Raw genomic sequence first — 17,340 nt, 5'->3', positions numbered from 1 at the left:
GCGTCTCCTCGTCGGTTGTACGGCCCCGTGCGGGTCGGAGCGTGAGCGGTCCGGTGAAGCGGGGGGTGGGCCGGTTATGCGCCATGAGATTGGCGCAGCGCGGTTTCGGTCGTTGCCCCTCGTTGTTTCGCCGGAGTGACGAAGGCGCCTGGCGTGTTACGGGTAGATGAATTGCGAGATGTCCGGCTGCGCGATCGTTATCGTGGCGCAACCTTCTCTCGGAGGATAAAGAAGCCGGCCGCGGCCGGCCTTCCGATGACCTGGCGTGGGGGAGCCGAGTCGGACAGTTCGGGAGGGCCGGCCGCGGCCGGGGTCTGGGAAGTGCCGGGGTTCAGACCGCCTCGGCGGTCTCCGGGAGGTCGACGGCGAGCTGTTCGGTGAGGTCGACGACGGCCGCGAGGTCGCCGTGGTCACGGACGGCCGAGTCGACCGTCTTTCGAATACGAGTGTTCACCCGCTCGGAGCGCACCTTCTTGGCGATGCCCATCGCCTCGGAGGCCAGAACCGTGCTCTGCTCGGGCTCGCCGCGCAGCAGGTGCACGGTGGCCATCCCGATGAGGTTGAGCGCGTACGACCGCTGGTGCTCGGAGTCCTTCGCGAACAGCTCCACGGCCTTCTGCATCAGCGGCTCGGCCAGCGAGGCGTAGGTGGGGCTGCGTCCGGCGACATAGGCGAGGTCGCGGAAGGAGTGGCTGTTCTCGCCGTAGAGCTCGGCCTCGGAGAAGAAGCGGATCCAGTCGGGGTCGGGCTCGTCCCACTCGTCGGCCTCGGCGAAGGTGTCCTCGGCCATCCGGACGGCCCGCTTGCACTTGCCGGGCTGGCCCATGTTGGCGTAGGCGCGGGCCTCCATCGCATACAGCATCGACTGGGTGCGCGGGCTCGCGCAGTCCCGGCTCCCGTACTGGGCGAGGTGGATCAGCTCCAGGGCGTCGTCGGGCCGGCCGAGGTGGATCATCTGGCGGCTCATGCTGGAGAGGATGTACGAGCCGAGCGGCTTGTCGCCGGCCTCCTTGGCCGCGTGCAGGGCGAGCACGAAGTACTTCTGGGCGGTGGGCTGGAGGCCGACGTCGTACGACATCCAGCCGGCGAGCTCGGCGAGTTCGGCGGCGACCTTGAAGAGCTTGCGGGCGGTGGCCTCGGGCTGGGGTTCCTGGAGCAGGTCGGTGACCTCGTGCAGCTGGCCGACGACCGCCTTGCGGCGCAGACCGCCGCCGCACTGGGCGTCCCACTGGCGGAACATCTCCGTGGTGGACTCCAGGAGGGCCAGCTCGGGCTTGGAGATGCGGCCGGGGCGGCGGGGGTCGGCGGACGGCTCGGGGCCCTGCTGCGGGCCGCCCGGAGAGGGGACCAGCCAGCGCTGCATGGGCTCGATGAGGGACGGGCCCGCCGACAGCGCCAGCGAGGTTCCGAGGAAGCCGCGCCGCGCCAGCATCAGGTCGCTGCGCGAGAACTCGCTGAGCAGGGCCACCGTCTGCGGGCCCGTCCAGGGGAGGTCGACGCCGGTCGCGGAGGGTGACTGGCGGGCGGCCCGCAGCCCGAGGTCCTCGACCGAGACGACACAGCCGAACCGCTCGGAGAACAGCTCGGAGAGGATCCGGGGGATCGGCTCGCGCGGGTTCTCCCCGTCGAGCCAGCGACGCACCCTGGACGTGTCCGTGGAGATGTGGTTGGCGCCCAACTGGCGTGCTCTGCGGTTCACTTGCCGCGCCAGCTCGCCCTTCGACCAGCCGCTGCGCACGAACCACGAGTTGAGCAGCTCGTTGGGGCGCTTGTCGGTACTGGTCGCGGTCGCCCCGCTTCCGCCGTTGCCGCCCACTGGAACGCCCCCATCCCTGAGACCACTTGATGCCGGATGCGCCAAGCCCTATCAGAATGCCGGTAAATACGGCCGCCCGTCCGGTAGTTCTCACCCTTCGAACGGGATGCCGAGTTGCCTCCGGCATACCCACGAGTGCAAGTGCCCCCAGGCCTCGTGCACTCAAAGTAATCCTACGATCACTGCTCCAGCCACGGCGATCCCGGAAACGCCACCATTCGCCACCCCTTCGAATGAACTCACGATGCCCTTGGCGCGATTCACTTGACATAGGACGGCCGGGAGTAGGCGGAGCGGTGCACTCAGGGGCGCACATCCCCAGGTGCACCACCCGGGGAGCTTCAGAGCGCTGCCGTGACCTTGCGGGCCGGAGGGAAGGCGGAGCCGTAGCGTCACGTTCCGTTTCCGTCTCGTTCCGTGTCGTAACCACCGGCGCGCCGGACCCGTTGGAGGGGGCATGGGCTTCACGATCGGCGGCATTCGCGAGATCCGCTCCGGTACGCGCCGGCGCGGTCGTTCATCGGACTGCACCGCCGTCGCCGAGTTCACCGGACTGTGGGGCTGGGACGTGGTGCCCGGCGCCCGGGCCGCGGCCGGCGCGTGCTCCTGCGGGCACTCCGGCTGCCCCGCACCGGGAGCGCATCCGCTGGACTTCGCGCCCCAGGTGTCCGCGGGCGCCACCCTCGACGAGGTCACCAAGGCCTGGGGCGAGTTCCCGGGCGCGGCGGTGATGCTGCCGGTCGGCCGCGCGTTCGACGTGATCGAGGTCGCCGGACCCGCCGGGCGCCGTGCCCTGGTCCGCCTGGAGCGGATGGGCCTCCCGCTCGGCCCGGTCACCGTCACCCCGGACGGCCGCGCCCACTTCCTCGTCGCCCCCGGCGCCGCTGCCGAACTCCCGGAACTGCTCTACCGCATGGGCTGGGACGACCCGACCTCCCTGGACCTGCGCGGCCTCGGCACGGGTACCTACATCACCGCTCCGCCGTCCGACCGGGGCGGCCTGGGCCCGGTGCGCTGGCTGCGCCCGCCGGCCCTGGACTCGGCGACGAGGCCCCCGGCGGCGAGGCTGCTGCTGGGGACGCTGGCCTACGTGGCGCACCGGTCGCGGGCGTAGCCGCAGGGGTCCCGTGCGGCTGATACGCCGAAGCGCCCGTCCCCGACTGCGTCCTGGGGATCGGGCGCTTCTCACGCCGGCGGGTAGTAAATTTACTACCGTCAGTCACCGATAAGGGCATCCACGAACGCTTCCGGCTCGAACGGTGCCAGGTCGTCCGCGCCCTCGCCCAGGCCGATGAGCTTGACGGGGACGCCCAGTTCGCGCTGGACCGCGATCACGATGCCGCCCTTGGCGGTGCCGTCCAGCTTGGTGAGGACGATGCCGGTGATGTCGACGACCTCGGCGAAGACCCGGGCCTGGACGAGACCGTTCTGCCCGGTGGTGGCGTCGAGGACGAGCAGCACCTCGTCCAGCGGGGCGTGCTTCTCGACGACGCGCTTGACCTTGCCGAGCTCGTCCATGAGGCCGGTCTTGGTGTGCAGCCGCCCGGCGGTGTCGATGAGCACCACGTCGACGCCCATCTCCTTGCCCTCCTTCACCGCGTCGAAGGCGACGGAGGCGGGGTCACCGGCCTCCGGGCCGCGCACGGTGTGGGCGCCCACCCGCTCGCCCCAGGTCTGGAGCTGGTCGGCGGCGGCGGCCCGGAAGGTGTCGGCGGCGCCGAGCACGACCGTACGGCCGTCGGCGACGAGGACGCGCGCGAGCTTGCCGGTGGTGGTGGTCTTGCCGGTGCCGTTGACGCCGACGACCATCACGATGCCCGGCTTGCGGTCCGCGGGCTCGGTCTTCACCTCGCGGTCGACGTCGGTGCCGACCAGCGTGAGCAGCTCCTCGCGGAGCAGGCCGCGCAGCTCGTCGGGGGTGCGGGTGCCGAGCACCCGGACGCGCTCGCGCAGCCGGTCGACCAGCTCGGTGGTGGGCTGCACGCCGACGTCGGCGGTGAGCAGGGTGTCCTCGATCTCCTCCCAGGTCTCGTCGTCGAGGTGCTCGCGCGAGAGCAGCGTGAGCAGCCCCTTGCCGAGGGCGGTCTGCGACCGGGAGAGCCGGGCGCGCAGCCGGACCAGCCGGCCGGCGGTGGGCTCGGGGATCTCGATCTCGGGCGCTTCGACCGCGGGAGGCTCCTCGACGGCGACCGGAGCCGAACCGTCGGGAAGGTCGACCTCCTCTATCGTCCGGCGCGGTTCGTCGCGCGGCGTCTCGGCCTCGTCGCCGACGTGCGGCTCGGCCGGGGGTGCGGTGATGTCGGGCGCGGCGGGGGGCGGCGGGGGCAGCGGCTTCTTGCGCCGGCTGCCGATCACGAGCCCGCCGAGCGCGCCGAGCACGACTACGGCGATGACTACAGCAAGGATGACGGTTTCCATAACCCGACCAGTATCCATCCCTCGCCCGCGGCCGACTTTGCTCCCTCGCGCGGGAGTTTCTGGATGATCCTCCGAATCCGGATGTCCTCTTTGGGGGCATTAGTCGGGCTAACGTACGATGACTGCCTATGGGCACCACCGCCGACCACGATGGCGCGCTCGAACATCTCGAAGAGTCGCTGGAGCACCACGGCCTCGAAACCCGGGGCATCGAACCGGTCCCGGACTCCGAGCGCACCGGCACACCCCGCGGGCTGCTCCCCACCTGGATCGCCGCGAACATCACCGTCCTGCTGGTGACCGTGGGCGCCGGCCTCGCGGTGTCGTTCGGGCTGAACTTCTGGCAGTCCCTGGTGGTCGGCATCGCGGCGCCGATCGTGTCGTACGGCCTGGTCGGGCTGATCGGCATCGCGGGCAAGCGCGGCGGCGCACCGGGCATGGCCCTCTCCCGGGCGGTCTTCGGCCAGCGCGGCAACCTGCTCCCCGGCGCGCTGATCTGGGTGGCGCGCTGGGGCTGGGAGACGATCAACGCGGTGACCGGCGCCTACGCGTTGCTGACCGTCCTCGACATCCTGTTCGGGATCGGGAGCAACACCGCCCTGATCATCGCCACCCTCCTGCTCTTCGTGATCACCACGTTCGCGATCTCGGGCATGGGCATCAGGGCGGTGCGGTCCTGCAACCGGTGGGCGACCTGGCTGTTCGGCGCCTTCTCGCTGCTGGTCGTCGGCCGCCTGGTCGCGGCGGCGGACTGGGCCAGGGTGTTCGGGCAGCCCGCCGGCTCCGCGGCCGCGATGGTCACCGGGGCCGGGCTGATCGCGGCGGGCGGGATGAGCTGGGCACCGGCCGCGCCGGACTTCACGCGGTACCTGCCGGGTACGGCGTCCTCGGCGGCGATCGTCGGCAGCACGGTCGGCGGTGCCGGGATCGTCGTACTCCCCCTGGTCCTGATGGGCGCGGTGACGGCGTCCGCCACCCCGGGGCTCGCCAGGGCGGCCGACCCGGTCTCCTTCCTCGGCGACATCCTGCCCCTCTGGCTGGCGGTCCCCTATCTCCTCGTCGCGCTGGTCGGGATGCTGCTGATCAACGCGATGTCGATGTACTCGGCGGGCTTCACCGCGCAGACGCTCGGCTTCCGGATCCCCCGGCACTGGGCGGTCTCCGTCAACGCGGTCATCTCGCTGGTCCTCGGGGCGGTGCTGATGCTGGCGGCGACCTCGTTCATGGCCTCCTTCATCGCCTTCCTGTCGCTGCTGGCGGTGGCGTTCTCGGCGTGGGTGGGCGTCTTCGGGACCGACATGTTCCGGCGGCGCGCGTACGACGCCACGGCCCTCCTCGACACCACGCGCACCAGCGCCTACTGGTACCGGGCGGGCTTCTCCCCCGCCGCCGTCGCGGCCTGGGCGCTCGGCCTGGCGGCCGGCCTGGTCTTCACCACGTGCGACTGGTTCACCGGCCCGCTCGCCACGAACAACCCCGTCGGCCGCTACGGCCTCGGCTGGATCGCGACGATCGCCGTCTCGGGCCTGCTGTACGCGGTGCTGCCGAAGCCTGCGGTGGTGCCGGCGACGGCCGGGAAGCCCGCGCCCCTGGCCGTCTGACGCATCGTCAGCTAATGTCCCCGCACACCCGCCCGGCCAGCCAAGGTGAAGGGGAACTCCCATGCCCGTCTCGGTCGTCCGCTTCAACCTCGTCGAGCCCGGCGCCTCCCCGGCCGCGCTGGGCGCCCGGTACCGAGCGGCCCTCGACATGGCCGCGTACGCCGACGAGCACGGGGTCACCACCGTGCAGACCGAGGAGCACCACGGCGTCGACAACAACTGGCTGCCGTCGCCGTTCGCCTTCGCGGGCGCGGTGTTCGGGGCGACCCGGACCATCGCGGTGACCGTGTCGGCGGTGATCGGCCCGCTGCACGACCCGCTGCGGCTGGCGGAGGACATCGCGGTCCTCGACCTGCTCAGCGGGGGCCGGCTGGTGACGGTTGCCGGGATCGGCTACCGGCCCGAGGAGTACGCCCTGTTCGACGTGGACTGGAAGCGGCGGGGCCGGCTGCAGGACGAGCTGCTGGAGACACTGCTGAGGGCGTGGACCGGGGAGGAGTTCGAGTACCGGGGCCGTACGGTACGGGTCACCCCCCGCCCGCTCACCGACCCCCACCCCCTGCTCCTGGTCGGCGGCTCCTCCAAGGCCGCCGCCCGCCGGGCCGCCCGCCTCGGCCTGCCGTTCTTCCCCAGCGCGCATCTGCCGGAGCTGGAGGCGTACTACAAGGAGCGGCTCACCGAGTACGGCACGGAGGGCTGGACGATGATGCCCACGGCCGAGACGCCGCTGCTGCACATCGCCGAGGACCCGGACCGGGCGTGGGCGGACTACGGCGGACACTTCCTGCACGAGGCCCGGACGTACGCGTCCTGGCAGTCCGGCGACATCCACTCCGCGGTACGGTCCGCGGCGACCACGGTCGCCGAACTGCGCGAGGAGGGCGTCTACCGCATCCTCACCCCGGACGAGTGTGTGGCGGCGGGACTGGACAACCTGGTCCTGCACCCGCTGGCGGGCGGGATGCCGGTGGATGAGGGATGGCGGAGCCTGCGGTTGTTCGCGGAGTCCGTGCTTCCGGCGCTGCCGGCGTAGCGGGGGCGAGGCGTGTCCGCGGGTGGCTGCGGGAGGCTGCGGCACCGCCGGACCGCGCCGTCGCGGCTGATCGCCGTCGCGGCGGAAAGAACTGGTGCGGCGGATTTCAGGACCAGGAGTTCTGCAGCCGATCGAGAAGCCGGGTTCTACGGCGGTGGGGGCGGACCGAGGGACGGCGGAAGCGGTGCGGCCGCAAGCGAACCGCCGCCCCGCCCGGGCAGTGACCGGGCGGGGCGGCGGGGATACGAGGAGAGGGGCAGCGGGGACTTGGCCCTTCTCCCCGAGTCGGGGGGCGGGCTCAGCCCATCTCCTCCAGCGACTTGCCCTTCGTCTCCTTGACGTACTTGAGGACGAACGGGATGGAGAGGGCCGCGAAGACCGTGTAGATCACGTAGGTGCTGGAGAGGTTCCAGTCGGCCAGCGACGGGAAGCTCGCGGTGATGGCCCAGTTGGCGATCCACTGCGCGGAGGCGGCCACGCCCAGGGCGGCGGCGCGGATCCTGTTCGGGAACATCTCACCGAGGAAGACCCAGACGACCACACCCCAGGACAGGGCGAAGAAGAGGACGAAGATATGGGCCGCGATCAGCGCGGTCCAGCCCTGCGCGGACGGCAGCTTCCCGTCGACGAGGTGGTACGAGAACGCCCAGGCCTCCAGCGCCAGACCGACGACCATGCCGACCGAGCCGATGAGTGCCAGCGGCTTGCGGCCGACGCGGTCGACGAAGATCATCGCGATCACGGTGCCGATGATGTTGATGATCGACGTCGTGAAGGAGTAGAAGAACGAGTCCGTCGGGTCGACGCCCACCGACTGCCAGAGGGTCGAGGAGTAGTAGAACGCGACGTTGATGCCGACGAACTGCTGGAAGACCGACAGGCCGATGCCGACCCAGACGATCGGCTTGAAGAAGAAGGAGCCGCCGAGCAGGTCCTTGAACGTGGACTTGTGCTCGCTCTTCATCGCGTGCTCGATCTCGGCGACCCGGGCGTCCAGGTCGACGCTCTTGCCCTCGACCTCTTCGAGGATCGCGCGGGCGCGCTCACGCTTGCCGACGGAGAGCAGGAAGCGCGGGGACTCGGGGATCGCGAAGGAGAGCAGGCCGTACAGGACGGCCGGGATCACCATGACGCCGAGCATGACCTGCCAGGCCTCCAGGCCCATCAGCTTGCCGCGCTGGTCGCCGCCGGCGGCGTTCAGCAGACCCCAGTTGACCAGCTGCGAGATGGCGATGCCGACGACGATCGCGGCCTGCTGGAAGGAGCCGAGGCGGCCGCGGTAGGCGGGCGGGGCGACCTCGGCGATGTAGGCGGGGCCGATGACGGAGGCCATGCCGATGGCGAAGCCGCCGATGATCCGCCAGAAGGCGAGGTCCCAGAGCGCGAAGGGCAGCGCCGAGCCCACGGCGCTGATGGTGAACAGCACAGCCGCGATCTGCATGCAGCGGATACGGCCGATCCGGTCGGCTATGCGGCCCGCGGTCGCGGCGCCGATGGCGCAGCCGATCAGGGCGATGGCGATGACCTGGGCGAGGGCCGCGGACCCGATGTCGTAACGGGTCCGGATGGCTTCGACGGCGCCGTTGATGACGGAACTGTCGTAGCCGAAGAGGAAACCACCCATCGCGGCCGCCGCCGCGATGAAGATGACATGCCCGAGGTGATCGGGGTGAGCCGTCCCGGCTCCTGAACGGGGTGCCTGCGCAGTGCTGGTCACAAGAAACTCCTCGGGCCACCGGCAACGCCGCCGGGGGTGGGGGGGTGAGCCCTCTCAGGTCTGAGTGGCGCGCATCTCCACACCGCTCACACCTGAAGGTAAAAGCAACGTTGCAGAGACTATGCCTTCAAGTTTCGAAGTCAATAGGCGGTGGCATGTGAAGTTGCAGATACCACGCAATGAAGATGCGTTCACTTCTTGAAGAAGAGGGGAAGATGACGCGCCCCAAAGAGGCGCGGGGAACTGCGCGACCAGCCACAACGGCGCCGCACCCGAACGGTCTACCAGGACCCAGCGTCAGCGCAGCCGCTGGCTGATGACCTTCGACACACCGTCGCCCTGCATGGAGACGCCGTACAGCGCGTCGGCGACCTCCATCGTCCGCTTCTGGTGCGTGATCACGATGAGCTGGGACGACTCCTGGAGCTCCTGCATGATGCGGATCAGCCGCTGCAGGTTGGTGTCGTCCAGGGCCGCCTCGACCTCGTCCATGACGTAGAACGGGCTGGGGCGCGCCTTGAAGATCGACACCAGCATCGCGACGGCGGTCAGCGAGCGTTCGCCGCCCGACAGCAGGGAGAGCCGCTTGACCTTCTTGCCCGGCGGGCGGGCCTCGACGTCCACGCCCGTGGTGAGCATGTTGTCGGGGTCGGTGAGGATCAGCCGTCCCTCGCCGCCCGGGAAGAGCCGGCTGAAGACGCCCTCGAACTCCCTCGCCGTGTCCCGGTACGCCTCCGTGAAGACCTGCTCGACTCGCTCGTCGACCTCCTTCACGACCTGGAGCAGGTCGGCGCGGGTCTTCTTCAGGTCCTCCAGCTGCTCGCTGAGGAACTTGTGCCGTTCCTCGAGGGCCGCGAACTCCTCCAGAGCCAGCGGGTTGACCTTGCCGAGCTGCTGGTAGGCCCGCTCGGCCGCCTTGAGCCGGCGCTCCTGCTCGGCCCGGTGGAAGGACTTCGGCCGGTTGCGCGGGTGCTCGGGGTCGTCCGGCAGCACCTCGCCCTCGGCGGGGGGCGAGGGCGGCACGAGCTGGTGCGGACCGTACTCCTCGACGAGCCCCGCCGGTTCGACACCGAGCTCCTCCAGCGCCTTGGTCTCCAGCTGCTCTATCCGCAGCCGCTTCTCGGCGCCGAGTACCTCGCCCCGGTGAACTGAATCCGTGAGTTTGTCGAGCTCCGCCTTGAGGTCGCGGCCGGTGGTGCGGGCGGCGGTCAGCTCCTGCTCGCGGCGGGCCTTCGCGGCCTCGGCCGCGGCACGTTCCTGCTCCGCCCGGCCGACCGAGACCTCGACGTGCGCGAGCAGCTGCCGCGCACCGGCGGCGACGGCCTCGGCGACCGCCGCCTCGTGGCGCAGCCGGGCCCGGCGCTGTTCCGCACGCGCGCGTGCCTCGCGTTCCGCGCGGGCGGCGCGGTCGAGGGAGTCGGCGCGGCCGGCGAGCCCCTTGACTCGCTCCTCGTGGGTACGGACCTGGAGCCGGGCCTCCATCTCGGTCTGGCGGGCGTTGGCGCCGTCGGCGGCGAGGCGGTCCCGTGCCGAGGTGTCGGGCTCCTCCTCGACGGGCATCTCCTCGGCCACGGCGAGCCGCTCGGCGAGGATCTCGACCTCTTCGAGTGCCTTGTCGAGGGAGTCCTGGGCGCGGGCGGCGGCCGCCGTCGAACGTTCCGCCTCGCCCGCCGCGCCGCGCGCCTGTCCGGCGAGGCGGCCGAGCTGCTGGGCGACGGCCGACTTCTCGCGGTCGGCGGCGCGGCGCCGCTCGCCCAGCTCCTCGACGAGGGCCGCGGACTCCTTGCGGAGTGCTTGGGCCGACTCCTGCGCTTCCGACAGCTCCTCGCAGCGGACGGCGAGCTCCTCCAGCTCGGCGGCGGCCTCGTCCACGGAGGCCTGGACTTCCAGCAGGCTGGGGGCGCCGGCGGAACCGCCGTGGGCGAAGTGGGCGCCGAGGAGGTCGCCTTCGGCGGTGACGGCAGTGAGGTGGGGGTGGCGGTAGACGAGGTCCTCGGCGGCTTCGAGGGTGTCTACGACGACGATGCCGGCGAGGAGGCGTCGTACGGCGGGCATGAGGTCGGCGGGGCCGCGGACGAGGTCTGCTGCGAAGTTCCCTGACGGGGGGGCCGTGGTGGGTCGTCGGTCGGCTGCGGGTGCGTCGTGGCTGGTCGCGCCGTTCCCCGCGCCCCTATGGGGCGCTGCCCCGGCTTGGGCGTCTTCGGCTGCGGGTGCGTCGTGGCTGGTCGCGCCGTTCCCCGCGCCCCTTTGGGGCGCCACAGACTGGGGCGCTTCAAGGTGGGCCGTTTCAGAGTGCGGCGGTGGAGAGTGGGGGGGCTCCGGGGCCCCCGCCAGCAGCAGTGCCGCTCTGCCGCCGTCCTGCTTGCGTAGGAGGCGGATCGCGTCGGCCGCCGAAGCCGGGGTGGTCATCGCGATCGCGTCCGCCGCGGTGCCGAATGCGGCTGCCAGGGCGACCTCGTGGCCCGGGGTCACCGTGAGGAGTTCTGCCGCCGGGCCCAGGATGCCGGTGAGGCGGTCCCGGGCGCCGAGCAGTATGCCCGTGCCGTCCTTGCGGCGCAGGCCCAGTGCCAGCGCCTCGTGGCGGGCCTGGGTCGCGGCGCGCTTGCGTTCCGCCGCCGTGACGGCCTCGCGGGCCGCGGTCAGGGCCGCCTCCGCCTCGGCGAGCCGGTGCTTGGCCTGGTCGTGCTGTCCGGCGAGTTCCTCGTCGCCCGCGTCGAGGCCGTCGACCTCCGCCTTGAGCGCCTCGTACTCCTCCTGCGCCGAGACCGCCCGTTCCTGGGCCTCGTCGCGGGCGGCGGCCAGCCGGTCGATCTCGGCCTGGGCGGACGCGGCGCGGGAACGGGCCGCGCCCACCTGGCCGTTCAGCCGGGCCAGGCTCTCGCGGCGGTCGGCGATGGAGCGGGCCACGTCCTTCAGGCGCCGCTCTTCCAGGGCGAGTTCGCGCTCCAGCTCGGCGCGGTGGGCGACGGTGTCGTCCAGGGCGTGCTGGGCCGCCTCCAGGGAGGCCTCCAGCTCGGCCTCCTGCTCACGGATGCGGTGGGCCTCACGCTCCATGTCCTCGGGGTCGCGGCCGCGCCGTTCCTCGGGAGGCGCGGAGGTGGCGCTCTTCACCCGGGCGTCGGCCAGCGAGGTGGTGCCGCGGACCCGCTCGGCGAGCTGGGAGAGCTCGTACCAGGTCTGCTGGGCGCGCTGCAGGCGCGGGGTGAGCCGCCGTACCTCGTCCTCCAGGAGGGCCTCGCGCTGGAGGGCCTTCTTCAGCTCCTGCTCGGCCGCTTCCTTGCGTTCCTTGAGGGCGGCCTCGTCGGCGATCTCGGTCTGGAGTGCGTTGCGGAGTCGTACGAGGTCGTCGGCGAGCAGGCGCAGCCGGGCGTCGCGGAGGTCCGCCTGGATGACGGCGGCCCGGCGGGCGACCGCGGCCTGGCGGCCGAGGGGCTTGAGCTGGCGGCGGAGTTCGTCGGTCAGATCCTGCACGCGCGCGAGGTTGGCCTGCATCGCGTCCAGCTTGCGCAGCGCCTTCTCCTTGCGCTTGCGGTGCTTGAGGACGCCGGCCGCCTCTTCGATGAAGGCGCGGCGGCCCATGGGATCCGCGTGCAGGACGGAGTCGAGCTGGCCCTGGCCGACGATGACGTGCATCTCGCGGCCGATGCCGGAGTCGGAGAGGAGTTCCTGGATGTCCAGGAGGCGGCAGGTGTCGCCGTTGATCTGGTACTCGCTGCCGCCGTTGCGGAACATGATCCGCGTGATGGTTACCTCGGCGTACTCGATGGGCAGCGCACCGTCGGAGTTGTCGATGGTCAGGGACACCTCGGCACGGCCCAGCGGGGGGCGCCCGGTGGTGCCGGCGAAGATGACGTCCTCCATCTTGCCGCCGCGCAGCGACTTGGCGCTGTGCTCGCCCATGACCCAGGTGAGCGCGTCCACGACATTGGACTTGCCCGAGCCGTTCGGACCGACGACACACGTGATCCCCGGCTCGAACCGGAGCGTGGTCGCCGAGGCGAACGACTTGAACCCGCGGAGGGTCAGGGCCTTGAGGTGCACGCCGTGGGACTCTACCCGGCGCCGCTACCGCACTCCACGACCCCTCGCAACCTCGCGGTTTCGCGCATGAACATGCAGGGCACACCAGACGTTAAAGAAGGTGAAAGGATGCGCGGGGCTGGAAGGGCCGGAAGGGCCGGGCTCGGGGCAGGTCGGGGGCAAGAAAGAAGGGACGCCGGGGCGTCCCTTGCAAATCTTGACAACTTAAGCGGTTGAAAGGGCTGCCCAACCGCCGCATGTGCTGTTGTGGAGCGATGCAGCGATCAGGTGAACGCAGGCTCCGCCTGGTTTGCGTCGATGCTCTCCATGATCCTGTCGGGAGAAGCGGCAGCCGTCAGCGCGTCGTTCTCGGCCTGGATCCGTACGAGCTCGGATTCGAGGTCCTGGACACGCTGCTGGAGCCGTCGCATCTCGGCGAGGAGTCGCGGGTCGGAGCCGCCGACGTAACCGAGAAGCGCCTTTGCCATGATGGATGGTCCTCCACACTGAGTGACCGACCGAAGCGGTGTGGGTCGTGAGGGATCGCACCCGCGGTGCTTGACACATCCGAGTGTTGCTCGACTGTTGCGCCATGCCAAACAGCTAAGGTGCGCGGGGCTTTCAGCGTCTCACCAAAAAGTTTGACGGTCAACACGATCACGCCCCGTATTGGCGGGCGAACCCGTGGTCGGGCGGCCCTGGGCGGGCGGCGCTGCGACTCCCGCGGGGCCCTCGGGGCGTGGCGATCATCTGTAAGTGCGGAGCCTGCCACGACCCGTGGTTCTTGGCAACCACCTGGCCGTTTCCGCTCGGGGCACATGCCGGTGGCAGATCACTCCGCTTCCGCCTGCGCCGCTTCACGAAACGGGCTCAGCGGATGGCGAAGCCCTCGTAACCGCCCCGGGGTGTGTCCCAGATCTCGGTGACACCCTCTACACGCCCGGGCGTGTCATCGCCCTGGAGCCAGTCGAGCAGCCCTTCGCAGCCCGCCCGGGAGCCCTCCGCGACCACCTGGACGCGACCGTCGCCCAAATTGAGAGCAAAACCACTCAGGCCCCCGATCTCCAGCGCCTTGGCCCGCGTGAACCAGCGGAAGCCCACACCCTGCACGCGTCCACGGACCCAGGCGACCAGTCGCACATCCTCGCTCATGGGTGCAACCTAACCGGCCAATGTCACTCGGGGCACTCCCTCACTCAGCGGCATGCGGTACCGTCCCCACCCAATGAATCTCATATGAAACTCACTCGATCGGGTGAGTCTGGTCGACCAGAGGGAGTCATTGGCCACACCGGCCCCTGGTCGACCCCGACCGCGAGGACGAGGGAAGAGGGCAAGGACATGGGACGCCACCGACGCCACGCCGCCGGCCGCGCCGCCACGGGCCGCGCCACGGGGGTCACGGATGACGGCGGCTCGTACCCGGGCGGCCACGACCCGCAGGACTCGTACGCGGGCCTCCGCTTCGGCACGGGCACGGCCGCCTACCTGCGCCGGGACGAGTACGCCGACACGAACGCGCGCAGCTCGGCCTATCTGTTCGCGACCGAGGACGACTACGCCCGCTTCATGAACACCGCCGAGTTCCCGGCCGAGGAGTTCACCCCGGCCGGCGGCTCCCCCTCGGGCGGCGGGCACCGGCGGCGGAAGAAGGGCGGGCGCCCCGTGGCCACGGGTCTGCTCGGGGTCTCCGCCGCCGTCGCCATCGGCACCGTCGCAGTGGCCGCCGGTGTGGTGCCGGGCCTGGAGAACTACAGGCTCGGCGGCGGCAGGGGCACGACCGGCGGCGAGCGGGTGCAGGCCGACGGCGCACCCAGTAACACGGCCACCGAGCAGGGCGGCACCTCCGGCAGCGCCGAGAGCCGCGGCACCGGCTCCTCGACCAGCCGTGACACCCAGCGCTCCACCACCCCGACCCCGTCGGCATCCGCCTCGAAGTCCGCCTCCGCCTCGGCTTCCGCCTCCGCCTCCTCGTCGGCCACTCCGACGAAGACGGCGACCGAGAAGCCGACGCCCGCCACCACGCCGTCCAAGAAGGTGACGGCCGCCCCGAGCAGGACGGCCACCAAGGCCCCGGTGAAGACCGCCGCGCCGATCACCTCCTCCGAGGAGGCGGTCGTCGAGGCCGAGGTGCTGAAACTGGTGAACGAGGAGCGGGCCAAGGTCGGCTGCAGCGCACTGTCCGCGAGCTCCTCGCTGACCAAGCTGGCCGAGGCGTTCAGCGACGACATGGCGGCGCGGAACTTCTTCGACCACACCGACCCGGACGGCAAGACGCCGTGGGACCGGGCCGCGGCGGCCGGCATATCCAACCTCGGCGGCGAGAACATAGCCCGCGGCCAGGCCACCGCCCAGGCCGTCATGGACGCCTGGATGAACAGCGAGGGCCACCGCGCCAACATCCTGAACTGCGACTTCAAGACCCTCGGGGTCGGCGTGCACTTCGGCGAGGGCGGCCCGTGGTGGACGCAGGACTTCGGCTACTAGCCAGGCACCTGCACTAACCACCAGATAGCGCACCCTGTCGGTTAGCGCTGCGCTCCCGTAGGCTTGATGCATGACCATCACCCAGGACGGTGTCGTGGAGCCGCAGCCTCCGTACGACGTCTTCGCCCGGGCCTGTCCCTCGCGCACCACCCTTGAGCACGTCATGGGCCGGTGGGGCGGGCTCACCCTGAGCGCGCTGCACGAGGGATCGTTCCGGTTCAACGAGCTGCGCCGGCGCGTGGACGGCGTCAGCGAGAAGATGCTCTCCCAGACGCTCCAGGCCCTGGAGCGCGACGGCCTGGTGCACCGCGAGGCCCAGCCGACCAACCCGCCGCGCGTCGACTACGAACTCACCCCGCTCGGCCGCGCCGTCGCCGAACGCCTCCTCGCCGTCGTCCACTTCGTGGAGGGCCGGATGGACGAGGTGCTGGCCGCCCGCGAGCGTTACGACGAGACGCGCGGCGCCCGCTGACACTGCGGGCAGAAGTAGCTGGACCGGTTCATCCAGGGCCGCCTGCGTATCGGCGTACCGCACCGCCGGCAGGGCAGCCCCTCCCGGCCGTAGGCGTCCAGCGAGCGGTCGAAGTAACCGGACTCGCCGTTGACGTTGACGTACAGGCTGTCGAAGCTGGTGCCGCCGACGGCCAGGGCCGCGTTCATCACGTCCCGTACATGACCGAGGAGTTCGGCGGTACGCGGGCGGGTGAAGCCGGCCGTCGGGCGCTCGTAGTGGACGCGGGCGCGCCAAAGGGCCTCGTCCGCGTAGATGTTGCCGACTCCGCTGATCAACGACTGGTCGAGCAGCGCCCTCTTGATGGTGGACCGCTTCCGGCGCAGTGCCTGGTGGAAGGCCTCGTCGTCGAACAGCGGGTCGAGGGGGTCGCGGGCGATGTGCGCGATGACGTCCGGCAGTCCGTCGAGGGTGTTGTCGTGCAACGACAGTCCGCCGAACGTACGTTGGTCGACGAAGCGGAGCTCCGTGCCCAGGCCGTCGGCGAACCGGACGCGGATGCGCAGGTGTTTCTCCTGCGGCGCCTCGTGCGGCTGGACCAGCAGCTGGCCGCTCATGCCGAGGTGCGCGAGGACCGACTGGTTGGTGTCCTCCAGTGGCAGCCACAGGTACTTGCCGCGCCGGCTCGGGGTGCCGATGCGGTGGCCCTTGAGCCGGTGCGTGAAGTCGTCGGCGCCGGCGAGGTGCCGACGTACGGCACGCGGGTGCAGGACCTCGGCCTCGGCTACGACCCGGTGGGCGACCCACCGCTCCAGGCCGCGCCGGACGACCTCCACCTCGGGCAGTTCAGGCATCGGGGCTCCCGTGCAGGACCGTGGACGGTCCGAGCGCCCGCCTCCGTGGAAAGGGGGCGGGCGCTCGGGCTGCGCTGTTCGTCAGGCGGAGGCGGCGGACGACGGCGGGCCGTCGTCCTCCTCGGCTTCGGCCCGGGCGGCCTGCTCGGCTGCCTTGGCCTTGGCGCGTTCGTCCGCCGCGGCGCGGATGGCGCGCCAGGCGGACTCGGCGGCCTGCTGCTCCGCCTCCTTCTTGCTGCGGCCGGTGCCGGTGCCGTACGAGACGCCTCCGACGCGGGCGGCAGCAGTGAAGGTCTTCTCGTGGTCGGGGCCGGTCTCCGTGACCAGGTACTCGGGCACGCCGAGGCCCTCCGTCGCGGTGAGCTCCTGGAGACTGGTCTTCCAGTCCAGGCCGGCTCCGAGGTTCGAGGACTTCTCGATCAGCGGGTCGAAGAGCCGGTGCACCAGCTCGGACGCCGAGTCGAGGCCCTGGTCGAGATAGACCGCGCCGATCACCGCTTCCAGGGTGTCGGCGAGGATGGACGCCTTGTCCCGGCCGCCCGTGCCCTCTTCACCGCGGCCGAGCCGGATGAAGGAGCCCAGGTCGAGACCGCGGCCCACCTCCGCGAGCGCACGCGAGTTCACCACCGCGGCCCGGAGCTTGGCCAGCTGGCCCTCGGGCAGGTCGGGGTGGGTGTTGTACAGCGTGTCCGTGACGACGAGACCGAGGACGGAGTCACCGAGGAACTCCAGCCGCTCGTTCGTCGGCAGGCCGCCGTTCTCGTACGCGTAGGAACGGTGGGTCAGCGCACGCACCAGAAGGGCGGACTCGAGCTTGTAGCCGAGCCGCCCTTCCAGAAGCGTGTGGGACGAGGCCGTGCTGTCCGCCTTCTTCTTGGCGGTTGGGTCCGCCGTGGGCTCATCGCCCTTCTTGGGACTGGACACAGTGCCTCTCACCTGGCCG

Annotated in this window: 13 protein-coding genes; 5 read left to right on the top strand and 8 right to left on the bottom strand. The window is 71.0% G+C overall.

Annotation, left to right across the window (positions count from 1 at the left end):
• Positions 1-331 precede the first annotated feature (331 nt).
• Positions 332-1,816: a hypothetical protein gene (locus ACFY6U_RS22650; RefSeq protein WP_390040813.1), complete on the bottom strand. Its 1,485-nt coding sequence runs from the start codon at positions 1,814-1,816 to the stop codon at positions 332-334.
• A 457-nt stretch (positions 1,817-2,273) separates the two neighbouring features.
• On the opposite strand from ACFY6U_RS22650, the gene ACFY6U_RS22645 reads away from it, so the two are divergent.
• Positions 2,274-2,930 (top strand): bifunctional DNA primase/polymerase, encoded by a 657-nt coding sequence (locus ACFY6U_RS22645; protein ID WP_390040811.1) that lies wholly within the window; start codon positions 2,274-2,276, stop codon positions 2,928-2,930.
• A gap of 101 nt (positions 2,931-3,031) precedes the next feature.
• Here ACFY6U_RS22645 and ftsY read toward each other — a convergent pair whose 3' ends face one another.
• Positions 3,032-4,234, bottom strand: coding sequence for a signal recognition particle-docking protein FtsY (gene ftsY, locus ACFY6U_RS22640; RefSeq protein ID WP_351485026.1), 1,203 nt, complete (start codon positions 4,232-4,234; stop codon positions 3,032-3,034).
• Positions 4,235-4,362: 128 nt separating this feature from the next.
• Between ftsY and ACFY6U_RS22635 the strand changes: the two genes are divergently transcribed.
• Positions 4,363-5,835: a cytosine permease gene (locus ACFY6U_RS22635; protein ID WP_390040809.1), complete on the top strand. Its 1,473-nt coding sequence runs from the start codon at positions 4,363-4,365 to the stop codon at positions 5,833-5,835.
• 61 nt (positions 5,836-5,896) lie between these two features.
• Complete coding sequence (locus ACFY6U_RS22630; protein WP_390040807.1) at positions 5,897-6,868, top strand: LLM class flavin-dependent oxidoreductase; 972 nt, start codon at positions 5,897-5,899, stop codon at positions 6,866-6,868.
• 298 nt (positions 6,869-7,166) lie between these two features.
• On the opposite strand, the gene ACFY6U_RS22625 is transcribed toward ACFY6U_RS22630, so the two are convergent.
• The 4 genes from ACFY6U_RS22625 to ACFY6U_RS22610 form a co-directional block, all read right to left on the bottom strand.
• Positions 7,167-8,585: a sugar porter family MFS transporter gene (locus ACFY6U_RS22625; RefSeq protein WP_390040805.1), complete on the bottom strand. Its 1,419-nt coding sequence runs from the start codon at positions 8,583-8,585 to the stop codon at positions 7,167-7,169.
• A gap of 297 nt (positions 8,586-8,882) precedes the next feature.
• Positions 8,883-12,626, bottom strand: a complete 3,744-nt coding sequence (locus ACFY6U_RS22620; RefSeq protein ID WP_390040803.1) for an AAA family ATPase — start codon at positions 12,624-12,626, stop codon at positions 8,883-8,885.
• 263 nt (positions 12,627-12,889) lie between these two features.
• Complete coding sequence (locus ACFY6U_RS22615; RefSeq protein WP_390040801.1) at positions 12,890-13,093, bottom strand: hypothetical protein; 204 nt, start codon at positions 13,091-13,093, stop codon at positions 12,890-12,892.
• A 382-nt stretch (positions 13,094-13,475) separates the two neighbouring features.
• Positions 13,476-13,757, bottom strand: a complete 282-nt coding sequence (locus ACFY6U_RS22610; RefSeq protein ID WP_351485020.1) for an acylphosphatase — start codon at positions 13,755-13,757, stop codon at positions 13,476-13,478.
• Between the two features lie 189 nt (positions 13,758-13,946).
• On the opposite strand from ACFY6U_RS22610, the gene ACFY6U_RS22605 reads away from it, so the two are divergent.
• A complete protein-coding gene (locus ACFY6U_RS22605) occupies positions 13,947-15,092 on the top strand; it encodes a CAP domain-containing protein (protein WP_390040798.1) in 1,146 nt (381 codons plus the stop codon).
• 70 nt (positions 15,093-15,162) lie between these two features.
• The gene (locus ACFY6U_RS22600) at positions 15,163-15,564 is read left to right on the top strand and encodes a winged helix-turn-helix transcriptional regulator (RefSeq protein WP_390040796.1); all 402 of its coding nucleotides are present in this window, start codon (positions 15,163-15,165) and stop codon (positions 15,562-15,564) included.
• Here ACFY6U_RS22600 and mutM read toward each other — a convergent pair.
• A complete protein-coding gene (gene mutM / locus ACFY6U_RS22595; protein WP_390040795.1) occupies positions 15,537-16,397 on the bottom strand; it encodes a bifunctional DNA-formamidopyrimidine glycosylase/DNA-(apurinic or apyrimidinic site) lyase in 861 nt (286 codons plus the stop codon). The genes ACFY6U_RS22600 and mutM overlap by 28 nt on opposite strands.
• 81 nt (positions 16,398-16,478) lie before the next feature.
• Positions 16,479-17,333 (bottom strand): ribonuclease III, encoded by an 855-nt coding sequence (gene rnc, locus ACFY6U_RS22590; RefSeq protein WP_390040793.1) that lies wholly within the window; start codon positions 17,331-17,333, stop codon positions 16,479-16,481.
• Positions 17,334-17,340 lie beyond the last annotated feature (7 nt).

This window comes from Streptomyces sp. NPDC013157, assembly GCF_042899865.1.
Lineage (GTDB): Bacteria > Actinomycetota > Actinomycetes > Streptomycetales > Streptomycetaceae > Streptomyces.
Note: the sequence above shows the minus strand (reverse complement) of the source record. Positions and strands in the feature narration are given on the sequence as shown.

Bases quoted from the DNA above. Each gene is read 5' to 3' on its own strand.
- mutM (WP_390040795.1), bottom strand. From the start codon at position 16,397: ATGCCTGAACTGCCCGAGGTGGAGGTCGTCCGGCGCGGCCTGGAGCGG.
- ACFY6U_RS22635 (WP_390040809.1), top strand. From the start codon at position 4,363: ATGGGCACCACCGCCGACCACGATGGCGCGCTCGAACATCTCGAAGAG.
- ftsY (WP_351485026.1), bottom strand. From the start codon at position 4,234: ATGGAAACCGTCATCCTTGCTGTAGTCATCGCCGTAGTCGTGCTCGGC.
- ACFY6U_RS22600 (WP_390040796.1), top strand. From the start codon at position 15,163: ATGACCATCACCCAGGACGGTGTCGTGGAGCCGCAGCCTCCGTACGAC.
- ACFY6U_RS22615 (WP_390040801.1), bottom strand. From the start codon at position 13,093: ATGGCAAAGGCGCTTCTCGGTTACGTCGGCGGCTCCGACCCGCGACTC.
- ACFY6U_RS22605 (WP_390040798.1), top strand. From the start codon at position 13,947: ATGGGACGCCACCGACGCCACGCCGCCGGCCGCGCCGCCACGGGCCGC.
- ACFY6U_RS22645 (WP_390040811.1), top strand. From the start codon at position 2,274: ATGGGCTTCACGATCGGCGGCATTCGCGAGATCCGCTCCGGTACGCGC.
- ACFY6U_RS22630 (WP_390040807.1), top strand. From the start codon at position 5,897: ATGCCCGTCTCGGTCGTCCGCTTCAACCTCGTCGAGCCCGGCGCCTCC.
- ACFY6U_RS22610 (WP_351485020.1), bottom strand. From the start codon at position 13,757: ATGAGCGAGGATGTGCGACTGGTCGCCTGGGTCCGTGGACGCGTGCAG.